Annotated in this window: 14 protein-coding genes; 7 read left to right on the top strand and 7 right to left on the bottom strand. The window is 71.1% G+C overall.

The features are described from left to right. Window positions 1-88 precede the first annotated feature (88 nt). From DFR69_RS03765 to cofC, 3 genes are all read right to left on the bottom strand, one after another. The gene (locus tag DFR69_RS03765; protein WP_110036146.1) at window positions 89-1,009 is read right to left on the bottom strand and encodes an NUDIX hydrolase; all 921 of its coding nucleotides are present in this window, start codon (window positions 1,007-1,009) and stop codon (window positions 89-91) included. A 20-nt stretch (window positions 1,010-1,029) separates the two neighbouring features. After that, a complete protein-coding gene (locus tag DFR69_RS03760) occupies window positions 1,030-3,201 on the bottom strand; it encodes an RNA degradosome polyphosphate kinase (RefSeq protein WP_110035933.1) in 2,172 nt (723 codons plus the stop codon). Between the two features lie 71 nt (window positions 3,202-3,272). Further along, window positions 3,273-3,953: a 2-phospho-L-lactate guanylyltransferase gene (gene cofC / locus DFR69_RS03755; protein ID WP_110035932.1), complete on the bottom strand. Its 681-nt coding sequence runs from the start codon at window positions 3,951-3,953 to the stop codon at window positions 3,273-3,275. Window positions 3,954-3,984: 31 nt separating this feature from the next. Between cofC and DFR69_RS03750 the strand changes: the two genes are divergently transcribed. Together DFR69_RS03750 and DFR69_RS03745 are read left to right on the top strand one after the other, a co-directional pair. Continuing rightward, the gene (locus DFR69_RS03750; protein WP_110035931.1) at window positions 3,985-4,980 is read left to right on the top strand and encodes an NAD(P)H-dependent glycerol-3-phosphate dehydrogenase; all 996 of its coding nucleotides are present in this window, start codon (window positions 3,985-3,987) and stop codon (window positions 4,978-4,980) included. Window positions 4,981-5,023: 43 nt separating this feature from the next. Further along, window positions 5,024-6,118 (top strand): D-alanine--D-alanine ligase family protein, encoded by a 1,095-nt coding sequence (locus DFR69_RS03745; RefSeq protein ID WP_110035930.1) that lies wholly within the window; start codon window positions 5,024-5,026, stop codon window positions 6,116-6,118. Window positions 6,119-6,146: 28 nt separating this feature from the next. Here the strand turns inward: DFR69_RS03745 and DFR69_RS03740 are convergent, their stop codons facing one another. Continuing rightward, window positions 6,147-6,704 (bottom strand): DUF3515 domain-containing protein, encoded by a 558-nt coding sequence (locus tag DFR69_RS03740; RefSeq protein WP_244198058.1) that lies wholly within the window; start codon window positions 6,702-6,704, stop codon window positions 6,147-6,149. A gap of 161 nt (window positions 6,705-6,865) precedes the next feature. On the opposite strand from DFR69_RS03740, the gene DFR69_RS03735 reads away from it, so the two are divergent. From DFR69_RS03735 to DFR69_RS03725, 3 genes are read left to right on the top strand one after another with little or no spacing between them, the layout of a single operon-like run. After that, on the top strand, window positions 6,866-7,870 hold the full coding sequence (locus DFR69_RS03735; RefSeq protein WP_261774482.1) for a thiamine-phosphate kinase: 1,005 nt from the start codon (window positions 6,866-6,868) through the stop codon (window positions 7,868-7,870). An 11-nt stretch (window positions 7,871-7,881) separates the two neighbouring features. Next, window positions 7,882-8,565 (top strand): uracil-DNA glycosylase, encoded by a 684-nt coding sequence (locus tag DFR69_RS03730; protein ID WP_110035927.1) that lies wholly within the window; start codon window positions 7,882-7,884, stop codon window positions 8,563-8,565. A gap of 49 nt (window positions 8,566-8,614) precedes the next feature. Beyond that, on the top strand, window positions 8,615-8,866 hold the full coding sequence (locus DFR69_RS03725) for a hypothetical protein (RefSeq protein ID WP_244198057.1): 252 nt from the start codon (window positions 8,615-8,617) through the stop codon (window positions 8,864-8,866). A gap of 7 nt (window positions 8,867-8,873) precedes the next feature. Here the strand turns inward: DFR69_RS03725 and DFR69_RS03720 are convergent, their stop codons facing one another. The 3 genes from DFR69_RS03720 to rpmB form a co-directional block, all read right to left on the bottom strand. Next, the gene (locus DFR69_RS03720; protein ID WP_110035925.1) at window positions 8,874-9,662 is read right to left on the bottom strand and encodes an enoyl-CoA hydratase/isomerase family protein; all 789 of its coding nucleotides are present in this window, start codon (window positions 9,660-9,662) and stop codon (window positions 8,874-8,876) included. Window positions 9,663-9,671: 9 nt separating this feature from the next. After that, the gene (locus DFR69_RS03715) at window positions 9,672-10,133 is read right to left on the bottom strand and encodes a GNAT family N-acetyltransferase (RefSeq protein ID WP_110035924.1); all 462 of its coding nucleotides are present in this window, start codon (window positions 10,131-10,133) and stop codon (window positions 9,672-9,674) included. An 81-nt stretch (window positions 10,134-10,214) separates the two neighbouring features. Next, a complete protein-coding gene (gene rpmB, locus DFR69_RS03710) occupies window positions 10,215-10,406 on the bottom strand; it encodes a 50S ribosomal protein L28 (RefSeq protein WP_011210730.1) in 192 nt (63 codons plus the stop codon). 303 nt (window positions 10,407-10,709) lie between these two features. Between rpmB and DFR69_RS35725 the strand changes: the two genes are divergently transcribed. Beyond that, the gene (locus DFR69_RS35725; protein WP_425271590.1) at window positions 10,710-13,118 is read left to right on the top strand and encodes a DAK2 domain-containing protein; all 2,409 of its coding nucleotides are present in this window, start codon (window positions 10,710-10,712) and stop codon (window positions 13,116-13,118) included. Then, the gene (gene recG, locus DFR69_RS03690; protein ID WP_110035923.1) at window positions 13,119-15,383 is read left to right on the top strand and encodes an ATP-dependent DNA helicase RecG; all 2,265 of its coding nucleotides are present in this window, start codon (window positions 13,119-13,121) and stop codon (window positions 15,381-15,383) included. Window position 15,384 lies beyond the last annotated feature (1 nt).

The following is a 15,384-nucleotide window of genomic DNA, read 5'->3' as shown; positions in this document are numbered from 1 at the left end:
ATGTGCACGTAGGCCGCATCACCCACCACTGGACCGAGAACGGCCCCGGGGATTCCGGGGCCGTTTCGGCTGTTTCGGGGCGGGCCGCTCAGGCTTTGACGAATCCGGTCGTGAGTGCGCGGTCCAGATGGTCGGCCGCGACCAATCGGTCGTCGGTGAACGACAATGCCCAGACGCTGCCCTTGCGATTGCGCGCGGGCGGCAAGCTGAGCTCACCCCGCTCGGCGAGCCATTGCACGAGATCGGGAATCACCCCGCCCTGACTGCACACCACCGGTACGCCGTGATCGGTGATCAACGACAGAAATCGTTGCCGCGCCGCGTCTTTCGCTGAATCGTAACCTTGCTCGGAAAACATTGGCTCGCAATTGATTTCGACGTTCAGCGCTTCGGCCAACGGGGTCACGGTTTGCACGCAGCGCAGCGGATCGGCCGAGTGGATCTCGGATGCCCCGAACGCCAGCAGATTCGGCGTCAACGCCTTCGCTTGGGCGGCGCCGGCCGGTTCCAGCGGGCGCTCGGCATCGGGTCCGTCGAACTTGCCGCGCTTGCCCGCCTTCGCGTGGCGAACCAGCAGCACCGTCGCGGTGCGCGCGGGCAGCCGGGCGAACATCCGCACGACCTGACGGTCCATCGGATACGACAGCTGGTCCATCACCCGGTCCAGCGGGTACCAGCGCAACTGGTCGACCTCGGCGTTGACGGTGAACTCGCCCGCCTTCGCCTCGGCCGCCCAGTAATAGACCCGTTTGAGCTGGCGGTGGCCAGGGATCGGATAGGTGACGTGCCCGAGGAACCGGCCGAGGGAGCACGGCAGGCCGGTCTCCTCACCGACCTCTCGTACCGCGGCGACGATCGGCGTCTCCCCGGGATCGAGTTTGCCCTTGGGCAGCGACCAGTCCCCGTACTTCGGGCGGTGGATCACCGCGATCTCCGGGCCCTTGTCGCCCGCGCGCCACACCAGCGCGCCCGCCGCGTGGATATTGGCCCGCACACGGGGGTCCCGCATGGACAGCCCTGTGCCGTCGCTCACTGCTGATCGGGGCGTCGCAGGCGCATGAGGAACTGCTGATGATCGCGGACCTGCTCGCCGTCGGCATCGCTCGGGCTGGCCTGCCATCGACCGTCCGGGCGTAGCACCCAGCAGCGGGTCATCGGGTCCAGCGCCGAATCGAAGACCACCGAGAGCTGTTCGGCGAGGCGGGGGTCCTTCACCTGGACCATCACCTCGACCCGGCGGTCGAGATTGCGGTGCATCATGTCGGCGCTGCCGATCCAGGTCTGGGCCTGCGCGCCGAACTCGATCACCCGGGAGTGCTCGAGGAACCGGCCCAGGATCGAGCGCACCTCGATGTTCTCGCTCAGCCCCGGGACGCCGGGGCGCAGGCCGCAGATGCCGCGCACCACGATCTGGACCGGCACACCGGCCAGCGAGGCCCGGTACAGCGCGTCGATGATCTGCTCGTCGACGATGGCATTGGCCTTCAGCCGGATTCGGGCGGCGGTATCGCCCTGCTCGGCCAGTTCGATCTCGCGGTCGATCCGCTCGATGATGCCGTCGCGCACACCGAGCGGGGCGACCATCAGATTGCGGTAGTCCTCCTTGCGGGAGTACCCGGTCAGCGAGTTGAACAGGTCGGTCAGATCGGCGCCGATCTCCGGTGCGGCCGTGAACAACCCGAAGTCCTCGTAGAGCCGGGCCGTCTTCGGGTTGTAGTTGCCGGTGCCGATGTGGCAGTAGCGCCGGATGGTGGACCCCTCCCTGCGCACCACCAGGCAGGTCTTGCAGTGGGTCTTGAGGCCGATCAGGCCGTACACCACGTGCACACCCGCCTGTTCCAGCGCGCGCGCCCACTTGATGTTGGCCTGTTCGTCGAAGCGGGCCTTGATCTCCACCAGCGCGACGACCTGCTTGCCCGCCTCGGCGGCCTCGATCAGCGCGTTGATGATCGGCGAGTCACCGGAGGTGCGGTACAGGGTCTGCTTGATCGCCAGCACCTGCGGGTCGGCGGCGGCCTGCTCGATGAAGCGCTGCACGCTCGTGGAGAACGAGTCGTACGGGTGGTTCACCAGCACATCGCCCTCGCGCAGCGCCGAGAAGACATTGCGCGGGGTCTCGCGTTCGCCGAAGGCGGCGGGGGTGGCCGGAACATAGGGCGCGTCTTTGAGATCGGGCCGGTCGACGCCGTACACCTGCATCAGGCACGACAGGTCGAGCAGGCCGGGCACCTGGATCACGTCGGCCGGGTCGACCTCGAGTTCGCGCAGCAGCAGTTCGAGCATGTGCTCGGTCATGTCGTCGGAGACCTCGAGCCGCACCGGCTTGCCGAAACGGCGCCGTGCCAGCTCGCGTTCCATCGCCTGCAGCAGATCCTCGTCGCGGTCCTCGTCGACCTCGAAGTCGGCGTTGCGGGTGATCCGGAACGAATGGGTCTCCACCACGGTCAGCCCGGGGAAGAGCAGGTCCAGGTGGGCGGCGATGAGCTCTTCCATCGGCAGGAACGCCGCGATCGCCGAGGGCGCCGCGGTGCGCCGCACGCGCACGAAGCGATCGACGTTGTCGGGCACCTTCACGCGGGCGAAATGCTCACCGCCGGTGTCGGCGTCCTTCACCGTCACGGCCAGATTCAGGCTCAGGCCCGAGATATAGGGGAACGGGTGGGCCGGGTCGACGGCCAGCGGGGTGAGCACGGGGAACACCTGGTCGGTGAAATAGCCCGAGAGGCGCTGGCGTTCGTCGTCGTCGAGGTCGGCCCAGCCGATCAGGTCGATGCCGTGGGCATCCAGTGCCGGATCGACGTCGTCGATGAACACGCGGGCGTGCCGCGCGGCCAGTTCCTGGGCGCGCGCCGCGATCATCTCGAGCTGTTCCGACGGTGAGCGGCCGTCGGCGGAGCGGACCGACAGTCCGGTCTCGGCGCGACGTTTCAGTCCGGCGACGCGGACCATGTAGAACTCGTCGAGATTCGAGGCGAAGATCGCCAGGAATTTCGCGCGTTCGAGCAGCGGCAGGGAGGCGTCCTCGGCGAGCGCGAGCACGCGGGCGTTGAAGTCCAGCCAGCTGAGTTCCCGGTTGAGGTAGCGATCCCGGGGCAATCGCTGGGTGGTGGTGTCGGAGCCCGCGCCGTTGGCGGCCGCGGGTGGCGGGGAAATCGGGGCCTGCTGCTTGATGGTTTCCGTATCGCTCACGCCGTCAATCATCCCCTACATACCGAGCAGTTCGCAGTACGACATCGGCGGACTCACACCGTGGACTCGGCCGTGGCGACCGGCTAGCACACCGTCCGCACGGGATCGCCGCTGTGCGCGGGCAATCCGAACGCGCGCAAGGTGGCCGCGGTGTGGGTCCCGACTCCGATCCTACGGACCGCGTCGAGGTCCGCGGGGGTGTCGACATCGCAGCGCAGCCCTGGCCAGTGCCCGGTGAGCGCGTGCGCCCCCGCCGCGCGGTGGGCGCGGGCCGAATCGGCGCCGAAACGCGGCGCCAGTTCGGCGGCGGTGTCGCGCACGAGCAGGGCCGCGGTCCCGGTGCCGGTGTGGTCGACGACGACCGAACGCACGCCGTGCGGCGCCACGGTGAGCAGATCGGCCAGTTCGGCGGGGCGCAGCGCGGGCAGATCGGCCTGCAGGGCCAGCAGATGGGCCGGACCGTGCCGATCCCGCACGTCGGCGGCGCCGGCGGCCAGCGCGGAGTTGAGCGGGTCCGGTGCGCCCGCGGGCTCGTCGATGACGTGCGCGCCCAGCGCGGCGGCACGGGCGGCGACCAGCGGATCGGGCGTGACCACGGTCAGCGACAGCACCTCGGGCACCGCCGTCGCGGCGACCACCGTGTCGGCGAACATGGCGAGCACGAGCCGCTCCCGCTGTTCGGGACTCAGCATGTCGGCCAGCCTGCTCTTGGCCCGATCGATGTGCTTGACCGCCATCACGGCGTGCACGGTGTGCGGACGCATGTCCTCAATCCTTGCATGGCATATTGAGCAGATGACGAGGGCGGCGGTTATGGGCGCGGGGTCGTGGGGCACCGCGTTCGCGAAGGTGTTGGCGGAGGCGGGGACCGAGGTCACGATCTGGGCCAGACGCGACGAGGTGGCCGAGGCGCTGAACAGCGAACATCGCAACCCGTTCTATCTGCCCGGCGTGCAGTTGCCGCCGGTGCGCGCCACCGCCGACGCCGGGGCCGCGCTCGACGGCGTCGACCTGGTGGTGCTCGCCGTGCCGTCGCAGTCGCTGCGCGCGAACCTGGACCGCTGGAAGGGCGACATCGGACCCGACGCCACCCTGCTCAGCCTGGCCAAGGGCATCGAGACCGGCACGCTGCTGCGGATGAGCCAGGTGATCGAGGAGGTCACCGGCGCCGACCCCGGTCGCGTCGCGGTGCTGTCCGGGCCGAACCTGGCCGGCGAGATCGTGCAGTGCCAGCCGACGGCCACGGTGATCGCCTGCATCGACCCCGAGCGGGCCGAGGTGGCGCAGCGGGCGTGTGCCACCGGCTACTTCCGGCCGTACACCAACACCGACGTGATCGGCTGCGAGATCGGCGGCGCGTGCAAGAACGTCATCGCACTGGCCTGCGGGATCGCCGCCGGAATGGGGCTCGGCGACAACACCATCGCGAGCCTGATCACCCGTGGTCTCGCCGAGGTGATCCGGCTCGGCGTGGCGCTCGGCGCGCAGCCGGTCACCCTGGCCGGGCTCGCCGGCGTGGGCGATCTGGTGGCCACCTGCACCTCGCCGCTGTCGCGCAATCGCTCCTTCGGCGCGGTGCTCGGCGCGGGCGGGTCGATGCAGGCCGCCCAGGAGGCGACCAATGGCCAGGTCGCCGAGGGTGTGAAGTCGTGCACATCGGTGCGCGCGCTGGCCGCGGCGCATCAGGTGGAGATGCCGCTGACCGACGCGGTGCACCGGGTGTGCCACGAGGGACTTTCGGTGAGCGAGGCCGTCGGCAGTCTGCTGGGCCGCCGGATCAAACCCGAGTAGGGCGATAGCGCCCCACGCCGGTCAAACCGTTACGGTGACGTTCATGACGAACCGGATCAAGGTGGCCGTGGTGTTCGGCGGACGCAGCAGCGAGCACGCCGTCTCGTGTGTGTCGGCGAGCAGCGTGCTGCGCAACCTCGATCCCGCGCGCTACGAAGCGGTACCCATCGGCATCACCGCCGAGGGTGGCTGGGTGCTCGCCGACGGCATCGGCGAGCTCGCGCTCAGTCACGGTTCGCTGCCCGCCGTCGACGCCACGGGCACCGCCCTCACCCTGGCGGCCGACCCGAGCCGCTCCGGCACCCTGGTGGCGCTCGACGACGCCTCCGCCGCGCTCGGCCGCGTCGACGTGGTGTTCCCGATCCTGCACGGCCCGTTCGGCGAGGACGGCACGCTGCAGGGCATGCTCGAACTGGCGGGTGTGCCGTACGTCGGCGCCGGTGTGCTGGCCAGCGCCGCGGGCATGGACAAGGAATTCACCAAGAAGTTGCTCGCCGCCGAGGGGCTGCCGGTGGGCGTGCAGGTCGTGCTGCGGCCCGGCACCGCCACCATGACCGCCGCCGAACGCGAGCGGATCGGGCTGCCCGCGTTCGTGAAGCCGGCGCGCGGCGGGTCGTCGATCGGCATCACCAAGATCACCGACTGGGCCGAGCTGGACGCGGCCGTCGCCGCGGCGCGCGAACACGACCCGAAGGTGATCGTCGAATCGGGCATCATCGGCCGCGAAGTCGAGTGTGGCGTCCTGGAATTCGCCGACGGGCAGGTCCGCGCGAGCGTGGTCTCCGAGATCCGGATGCCCGACGCCGACGCCGCCGCCCCCGAGTTCTACGACTTCGCCACCAAATACCTCGACGACGTCTGCGAATTCGACGTGCCCGCCAAGCTCGACGACGACGTGGCCGACCAGATCCGCGAGCTGTCCATCCGTGCGTTCCGCGCGCTGGACTGCCAGGGACTGGCCCGCGTCGACTTCTTCGTCACCGCGGACGGGCCGGTGATCAACGAGATCAACACCATGCCGGGCTTCACCCCGATCTCGCAGTACCCGCGGATGTGGGAGGCGACCGGGATCGACTACCCGGCGCTGGTGTCCACGCTGATCGAGACCGCCATCGCCCGCGGCACCGGCCTGCGCTGAGTTGTCGGCGGCCGGCGCCGCGCTCGAACTACAGCTCGCCGGGAGTCGGTTCGCGGGCGGGGAGCTGGGCGCTGATGATGTCGGAGATGTTCTGGATGGCGCCCGCGCCCGAGCCGTCGGGGACGGTCAGGGCGATGTAGGTTTCGCGGTCGACGGCGAACCAGGTGCCGACCTTGCCCACCTCGTCGCGCACCTGGAACCACTGCACGCCGTTGACGACCTGTAGCGGGGACGCGCGGTTGAATTCCAGGGGCCGGTCCAGGCCGCAGCGCAGCACGATCGGCTCGCCGCCGTCGGGGTGCTGCCAGGCGCGGGTGGCGGGCGGGGCCGGCTCGACGAGGGTCGACTTGGTGTAGTCGCCGAGGTCGGCCGGGAGGGCGGGCAGCAGGGCCTGGCAGGCCGGACCGTCGGCCGCGGGGGCCGGGACGGGGCCGAGGGCGAGCGGTTCGCGCTCGACGGGAGCGCGCAGGGCGATGACGGCGGCGACCAGGACGCCGACGATCAGCACCACCGGCAAGGCGACCGCCGTCGCGATCAGCGCGGGGGAGTACGACGGCGACGAATCGGTTTCCGCGTCGGTCTTCACGTCCGTGTCCGGCGCCTTACCGTCCGTGTCGTCCGCCGCTGCCGGGTCCGACGAATCCGCCGCCATAACCGCCTGGTCCTCTCCGTTGTGTCCGATCGCCTCCGAAAGGGTACCGTCGTGGCGATTTCGTCGGTCGTCAGGACAGTGGGAAGGGGCCGGTCATCAGCGAGGACAGCCGTCCACGGACGGTGCGTGAGCTGGGCGAGTTCGCGGTGATCGACCTGATCAACGCGGGCAGGGAGCAGGCCGCGCACGTGCTGCTCGGGCCGGGCGACGACGCCGCGGTGATCGCCGCGCCCGACGGCCGCTTCGTGGTGAGCACCGACATGCTCGTCGAGGGCAGGCACTTCCGGCTCGACTGGTCGAGCCCCGTCGAGATCGGTCGCAAGGCCATCGCGCAGAACGCCGCCGACATCGTCGCCATGGGGGCGCGTCCCACGGCGTTCGTCGTCGCGCTCGGCTGCCCGGCCGACACGGCCGTGCCGGTGATCACCGGTCTCGCCGACGGGCTCTGGACCGAGGCGAGCCGGGCCGGTGGGTCCGTCGCGGGCGGCGACCTGGTGCACAGTGAACAGCTGGTGATCTCGGTGACCGCGTTCGGCGATCTCGGTGGGCAGGCCGCCGTCACCCGCTCGGGCGCCCGCGCGGGCGATGTCGTCGCCGTCGCGGGCGAGCTCGGCTGGTCGGCCGCCGGCCTGGCCGTGTTGTCCAGCGGCGCCGACCTTTCCGCGCCCGCCTTCGCGCATGCCCTTGCCACGCACCGTGTTCCGCGGCCGCCCTACGCCGCCGTGCTCGACCTGACCGGCGAGGTCGGGCCGACCGCCCTCACCGACGTCTCCGACGGACTGCTCGCCGACCTGGGACATCTCGCCGCCGCCTCCGGCGTCGCCGTCGACGTGCACAGCGCCGCGCTGGCCGATCCCGACCTGGCGGCGGTGGCGCGGAGCCTGGATGCCGATGCGGCGCAATGGATTCTGGCCGGTGGTGAGGATCACGCCTTCGCCGGAACCTGGGCCGCCGGTACCTCGCTGCCGCCGGGCTGGCGGCCGATCGGCGTGGTCGGCGCGGGCAGCGGCGTCACCGTGGACGGCACCGAGCCCGCCGGCGGCACCGGCTGGGAATCGTTCCGTGGGGCGGACGTCACACCCACCGGCCGGAAACGATAGGTTGTGCGGTCATGGGTGCCAAACCACTGTCGGAGATCATCGATCCGGGCTGGGCCCGGGCTCTGGAGCCGGTCGCCGACCGCATCACCGAGATGGGCGAATTCCTGCGCGCCGAGAACGCGGCGGGCCGGGGCTATCTGCCCGCGGGAGAGAACGTGCTGCGCGCGTTCCGTCGTCCCTTCGACGCGGTCCGCGTGCTGATCGTCGGCCAGGACCCCTACCCGACACCGGGACACGCGATGGGGCTGAGTTTCTCTGTCGCGCCCGATGTCTCGCCGGTGCCGCGCAGCCTGTCCAACATCTTCGCCGAGTACACCAAGGACCTCGGCTTCGATACGCCGAGCTGCGGTGACCTGAGCCCGTGGTCGGATCAGGGTGTGCTGCTGCTGAACCGGGTGCTCACCGTCACCCCGGGCACCCCGGCCTCGCATCGCGGCAAAGGCTGGGAAGCGGTCACCGAGCAGGCCATCCGCGCCCTGGTCGCCCGGGACGAGCCGCTGGTCGCCGTGCTGTGGGGCCGCGACGCGGGCTCCCTCAAACCCACGCTCACCGCCGCCGAGATCCCCTACATCGAATCGGCGCACCCCTCACCACTGTCGGCCTCGCGGGGATTCTTCGGTTCGCGGCCCTTCTCGCGGGTCAACGAACTGCTCGATGAACTCGGTGCCGAGCCCGTCGATTGGCGGCTGCCCTGACCCGGGGCGTCGTCCGCACGAAAGAAAAATGATGAAGGAGCACAACCCGATGCACATCACCACCGTTCGCGCCGCCGTCGCGACCGCCGCCGTCGCCGCCGCCCTCACCGCGGGCGCCGCCTCGGCCAACGCGGCCGGCCTGGCGCTCGAGCCCTACAACGAGCAGGCCGCGCCGGTCGCCACCACCCAGATCGGTGAGGAGTGGACCTCCACCGGCACCTCCACCATCTCCTCCGGCGTGAACGCGAAGGTGACCTGCCTGCTGCAGAACACCTTCAGCGCCCTCGGCGCGGCCTGCTGACGCGCAGTCAGTTCAGCCCGAGGTAATCGGGCTTGCGCTTGGCGACGAAGGCGTCGACGCCTTCCTTGCCGGTGCTGTTGTTCGCGGCGGCGGCGATGCTGTCGCGTTCGGCGTCCAGCTGCTGGTCCAGTGTCGCGGAAGGCGACTGGGCCAGCAGCTTTTTCATGGCCGCGTACGTGGCGCGCGGACCGGCGACGAAGCTCTGGGCCACGCGCAGGGCCTCGGCGCGGACCTCGTCGTCGGCGACGGTGCGGCTCAGGATGCCAAGGCGCACGGCCTCGTCGGCGTCGAGTACCGCGTCGGTGAGCAGGATCTCGGCCGCGCGACTCGCGCCGACGATGCGGGGCAGCAGCCACGACATGCCACCGTCCGGGCTCAGGCCGATGCCGGGGTAGGCGGGGCGCAGCTTGGTCGAGGGGCCGCCGATGGCGATGTCGGCGGCGCACACCAGGCTCATGCCGGCGCCCGCGGCCCAGCCGTGCACCGACGCGACGACCGGCACCGGGGTGGCGGCCAGCGCGCGCACGAAGTCGTGCAGTTCCGATGCCAGCTGGTGCAGGTAGGCGCCACGATCCTCGGCGCCGGCGAAGTGGTGCACGTTGCCGCCCGCGCAGAAGTTGGCGCCGGAACCGGTCAGCAGCACGGCGCCGACGTCGGGGTCGAGCGTGCGCAGTGCCTCGGTGCCCTGGTTGATCAGGTCGAAGTTCATCGAGGTGCCCGCGGCGGCGGTGGCGATGGTCAGCTGCAGCACGCCGTCGACGAGGGTGACGGCGGTAACCGGTTCGGTGGTACTCATGGCTGCACCCTAGCGAGGGCCGCGCCGCCACAATTGTTCGGGCAGCAGGGTGAACGGGTCGACGCGGCGGACGCCGGTGTCGGTGAAGCCGTGCCTGCGGTAGAAGGCGTGGGCGCGCGGATAGTCCGCGAAGACCCACAGTGTGCACGGCGAGTCCGGGGCCGCGGCGTCGATCAGGGCGTCCGCGACGCCGCTGCCGTGCCAGGCGGCGCGGACATAGAGCGCTTCGAGTTCGGTGGCCGTGGCGGCGGCGAAGCCGATGAGGTCGTCACCGGACAGCGCGATCGGCAGTCGATGGGCGCCGTCGGTGCGGCGCCGTTCCCACGTCTGCGCGGAGCGATCGAGATCGAATCCGGTGAGCACGTGGCCGGGCACGAGGGTGTCGTAGGCCTCACGCCAGGTCGCGATGTGGCAGGCGGCGAGTGCGGTGACCCGGTCGGCGGTCAGCGACGTGATCCGCCAGTCGGACATCGGGCTACCCGCCGACGACAAAGCCCCGGATCACCCACGCGGGGTGCCGGGGCACTGTCGGCAGAATGTACGGGCTGAGAATCAGCCGCGGACGACCTTGCCCGCCTTCAGGCAGGAGGTGCACACGTTCATCCGGCGGGTGTTGCCAGGGGCAACCTGCGCACGCACGGTCTGGATGTTCGGGTTCCAGCGACGGTTGGTGCGCCGGTGCGAGTGCGAGACCGACTTCCCGAAACCGGGGCCCTTGGCGCAGACGTCGCAAACGGCAGCCATGTCGCGAGCTCCTTCATGTCATAAGCGGTCAGCGCGCACGGATGCCCGCTGTACCGGAAACTGATGTCGTCAATGCCTTGCCGACTCGCGTCGGCCAGCGCAGACCGGGATCGGCCGCGCGAGGCAACCCTGCAAGGGTAGCTGGCCGGGCCGTGATCTTCCAAACCGGGTGTCCCGGTCGACACGCCGGGCACGGCCCGGATGACGGGCCCGTCCGCGCTCAGCATACCGCTGTCGGCCGCTGCCGCTAACCTGGCGTGCGTGCTCGGCGGGCGGGCACGTGGAACGGGGAGTGAGGTGGCGGTGTCGCACGTGCGGGAGGCGCTCGACGGCGCCGAGCTGCTGGCCTGGGCCCGAACCTGCCGCACCGACCTGGAACTGCGCCGCGCCGAGATCAACGCCCTCAACGTGTTCCCCATCGCCGACTCCGACACCGGCACCAATCTCCTCGCCACCATGCGGGCGGCGGTCGCGGCGGCTGAAGCGGCCTTCGACGCGGCGGCGGAATCGGCCTGCGACGCGGCGCCGACGGCCTGCGACGCGGCGCCGACGGCTGGCGGTGCCGTGCCGGTGGCTGGCGGTGCCGTGCCGGTGGCTGGCGGTGCCGTGCCGGTGGCTGGTGATGCCGGAGCGCGGAGCGGCTCCGACCCTGCGCTGTCGGCGCACGAGGTCGCCAAGGCGCTTGCCCGCGGTGCGACGACCGGCGCTCGCGGCAACTCCGGCATCATCCTCTCGCAGGTCATGCGTGGGATCGCGGAAGCGGTCGGTGACGGCCCGCTGACCGGAGACCGGCTGCGCACGGCTCTGCGCCGGGCGGCGGTGCTCGTGCGCACCGGGCTCAGTTCCCCCGTCGAGGGAACGATCCTGACCGTCCTCGACCGCGCCGCGGTCGCCGCGGCCGAGTCGACGGACCCGGTCCTGGCGGCCGTGGCCCGGTCGGCGGCCGAAGGCGCAGCCCGCGCGCTGAACGAGACGCCCACGCAACTGGGCGTGCTCCGCGCGGCGGGCGTCGTCGACGCCGGAGCCCGCGGCCTCCTCGTACTCCTCGACTGTCTCGTCGGCCAGATCTGCGGCGAAGCACCGACCCGCGACCCCTATACCCGTGCCGGATCCGGCGACCGTCGGGCCCCCGGTGCCGATGACCGTCCCCGCCAGGCCGACGGACCGCACACCCCCGGCACGGCGAGCGCCGATCCGCCCACGGTCGTCGCGGCGCCGGCGACGACAGCGCGCGGTGCGGCTCCGGGAACGACAGCGGACGGCGTGGTGGCTGCGACCGGCACTGCTGGGCGGTCTGCGACGGGTGGGGCCGATGCAGACGCGGGGTTTGCGACGCGGGCGAGTGGGACCGAAGCAAGCGGGCGGTCCGCGATGGGTGGGGCCGACATTGGCGGGCGGCCTGCGGCGGAGGAGGCCGATGCTGCCGCGCGGCTTGCGGCGAGTGGGACCGACGCCGGCGGGCGGGTGGCGGCGGGTGGGATCGTTACTGCCGCGCAGATTGCGGCCGGTGTAGACGCTGCGTCGTCACGTGCCGCCGATCTCTGGGACGAGCAGGAACGGTCCGACGACGCCGACCCGCATTTCGAGGTCATGTATGTGATCTCCGGGACCGATGAGGTGGCGGCTGGTGGGTTGCGAGATCGGCTCGCCGTGCTCGGTGATTCGGTCGTCGTGGTGGGGGATGGGGACAGCACCTGGTCGGCGCATGTGCACTGCCGGGACGCGGGGGCCGCGATCGAGGCGGGGTTGGCGATCGGCACGCTGACCGGCATCCGGATCGAGAGCTTCGCCGTGACGGCGCCGCACGGAGGCGCGCATCACGACATCGCCTCGCCGTCCTCCTGTGACGGCGACGGCGCGCACGGCTCCGTCGACGGGGCCAGGCACGCCACTCACGGAGAGGCGGACGGCCGTCCGCTCGGCGCAGCGGACCTCGCCGCGCCTGTCCCCGGCGGGTTCGCGGCCGACACGGACTCCGTCGGGACCGCCGTCCAGATACCGGGCAACACTGGAGCCCACCCGGCGGACGGCGGGCACGCGGCCACGAACCACCTCGCCGACCGCGGCATCCTCGCCGTGGCCTCGGGTGCCGCCGCCGCGAGCCTGTTCGAGGACGCGGGCGCGGTGGTGCTGCGCGGCGACCGGCAACTCGACACGACCGCGCTGCTCACCGCGATCCGCGCCATGCCCCATCGCGAAGTCCTCGTTCTGCCGAACGGGGCGTTGCCCGCGCAGGAACTCGTCGCCGCCGGTGTCGCCGCCCGTGACGGGTCACGTGACGTCTTGCTGCTGCCGAGCGCGTCGATGGTGCAGGGGCTGGCCGCGCTCGCGGTGCACGATCGGGGACGGATCGCGGTGGACGACGCGTTCGCGATGTCGGAGGCGGCCGCGACCACCCGGTGGGGCGCGCTGCGGGCGGCCCGGGTGCGCGCGCTGACCATGGTCGGAATGTGTTCGCCCGGTGACGGTCTCGGCCTCGTCGGCCACGACGTGGTGGTGATCGACCCCGATGTGGTCGGCGCAGGCCGCATCCTGCTGGACCGGATGCTCGGTCTCGGTGGCGAATTGGTGACTCTGCTGATGGGCGCCGACGCCGGCCCCGAATTGGGCGCGGTCCTGGCCGAACATGTGACGGCCGGTTTCCCGGGTGTCGAGGTCGTGGTGTATTCCGGTGGGCAGCAAGCGGATCTGGTGCAGATAGGGGTCGAGTAGATGGCGACGTTGAGTGACCGGCTCGATCACGTCCTCGGGGTGAAGGCCGCCGACCGGCTGACCGAGGCGTTCGACATGACCACGGTCGAGGACCTGCTGCGCCACTATCCGGTGCGCTACGCCACCCAGGGGCAGCCGCTCACCGAGGAGGAACCGGAGGAGAGCGCGCACATCACCGTGATCGGCCGGATCACCAAAACCGAACTGCGCCCGATGAAGAACCGCCGCGGCTCCCTGCTGAAGGTGCAGCTCGACACCGGTGCCGCCCGCCCGATCGAGGCCACCTTCTTCAACGGCGACAAGGTGCGCTACCTGGTGAAAGAGGGTGTGCGGGCGATGATGTCGGGCACCGTGCACTGGTGGCGGCCCGACCGCTGGAACCTCTCGCACCCCGACTACCTGATCCTGCCCGACAAGGCCGAGGCCGGCGTCGAGGAGCTCACCTCGGTGCGCGGCAGCGGGGCGCTGCGCGGGCTCGCGCAGAGCGCGAAAGGCGCGGGGGGAGTGGACGCGGCGTTCTTCGAGCGGGAGTTCGTCCCCGTGTACCCGGCGACGGCGAAGGTACAGAGCTGGGACCTGCTCGCCTGCATCCGCCAGGTCCTCGACCAGCTCGACCCCATCGAGGACCCGCTGCCCACCGAGCTGCGCGAGGACCGCGGGCTGCTCGAGGTCTCCGACGCGCTGCGCCTGATCCACCTGCCCGAACACAAGCTCGACATCGAGAAGGCCAGGGACCGGCTGCGTTTCGACGAGGCGCTGGCCCTGCAGCTGGTGCTCGCCGAGCGCAGGCACGAGGTGGAGGGCCGCACCGCGCCCGCCTGTCCGCCCGCCACCGACGGGATCGCGGCCGCCTTCGACGAGCGGCTGCCCTTCGAACTCACCGAGGGCCAGCAGCAGGTGATCGACGAGATCTCCGCCGACCTGTCCCGTACCCGGCCGATGCATCGCCTGCTGCAGGGCGAGGTGGGCTCGGGCAAGACGATCGTCGCGCTGCACGCCATGCTCCAGGTGGTCGATTCCGGTCGGCAGTGCGCCCTGCTTGCACCGACGGAAGTCCTCGCCGCCCAGCACTATCGCTCACTGCGGGCGATGCTGGGCGAGCTCGGCACCGCGGGTGAACTCGGCGCGGCCGAACACTCGACCAAGGTGGTGCTGCTCACCGGATCGATGTCGACGGCGGCCAAGAAGGCGGCCCTGCTCGACGCGGTGACCGGCGAGGCGGGCCTGGTCATCGGGACCCACGCCCTCATCCAGGACGCCGTGGAGTTCTTCGACCTCGGCCTCGTCGTCGTCGACGAACAGCACCGCTTCGGCGTCGAGCAGCGCGATGCGTTGCGGGCCAAGGCCAAGAACGGCATCAGCCCGCACCTGCTGGTGATGACCGCGACGCCGATTCCCCGCACCATCGCCATGACGACCCTGGGCGACCTGGAGACCTCCACCCTCACCCAGCTGCCGCGCGGCCGCTCCCCGATCGTGTCGAGAGTCGTTCCGCGCAAACTGCATCCGGGCTGGGTGGATCGCGCGTGGGAACGGATTCTCGAGGAAGTCGGCCAGGGCAGGCAGGCGTATGTGGTGTGCTCGCGGATCGGCGAGGATCCCGACGCGCCGCCGGCCAAGGGCAAGAAGTCGGCGGAAGAAAAGGAAGGGCCGACCACGCAGGCCGCCGTCGACATGTACGAGACGCTGCGCGCCGGGCCGCTGGCCGGGGTCCGGGTGGGGCTGCTGCACGGCAGGCTGCCGTCCGACGAGAAGGACCACGTCATGCGGCAGTTCAACGACGCCGCCATCGATGTCCTGGTGTGTACGACGGTCGTCGAGGTCGGCGTCGACGTGCCGAACGCGACGGTGATGGTGATCGTCGACGCGGACCGGTTCGGCGTGAGTCAGCTGCACCAGCTGCGCGGGCGCATCGGGCGTGGCGAGCATCCCGGTCTGTGCCTGCTCGTCACCGACGCCGCGCCCGGCGGCACCGCGATGGCGCGGCTCGAGGCCGTCGCGGCGACCACCGACGGTTTCGAACTCTCGGTACTCGACCTGCGTCAGCGCCGCGAGGGCGACGTGCTCGGCGCGGCCCAGTCCGGTACCGCGCGTTCGCTGCGCCTGCTGTCACTGCTCGACGACCTCGAAGTGATCACCGCCGCCCAGGAGCTGGCGCGCCAGGTGGTCGCCGAGGATCCCGGACTGGTGCGCCATCCCGGTCTGGCCGGGATGATGCACGCGGCCGTCGACGGCGAACGCATCGAATACCTCGCCAAGTCCTGAA

Source organism: Nocardia neocaledoniensis (assembly GCF_003182135.1).
Classification (GTDB): Bacteria; Actinomycetota; Actinomycetes; order Mycobacteriales; family Mycobacteriaceae; genus Nocardia; species Nocardia neocaledoniensis.
Note: the sequence above shows the minus strand (reverse complement) of the source record. Positions and strands in the feature narration are given on the sequence as shown.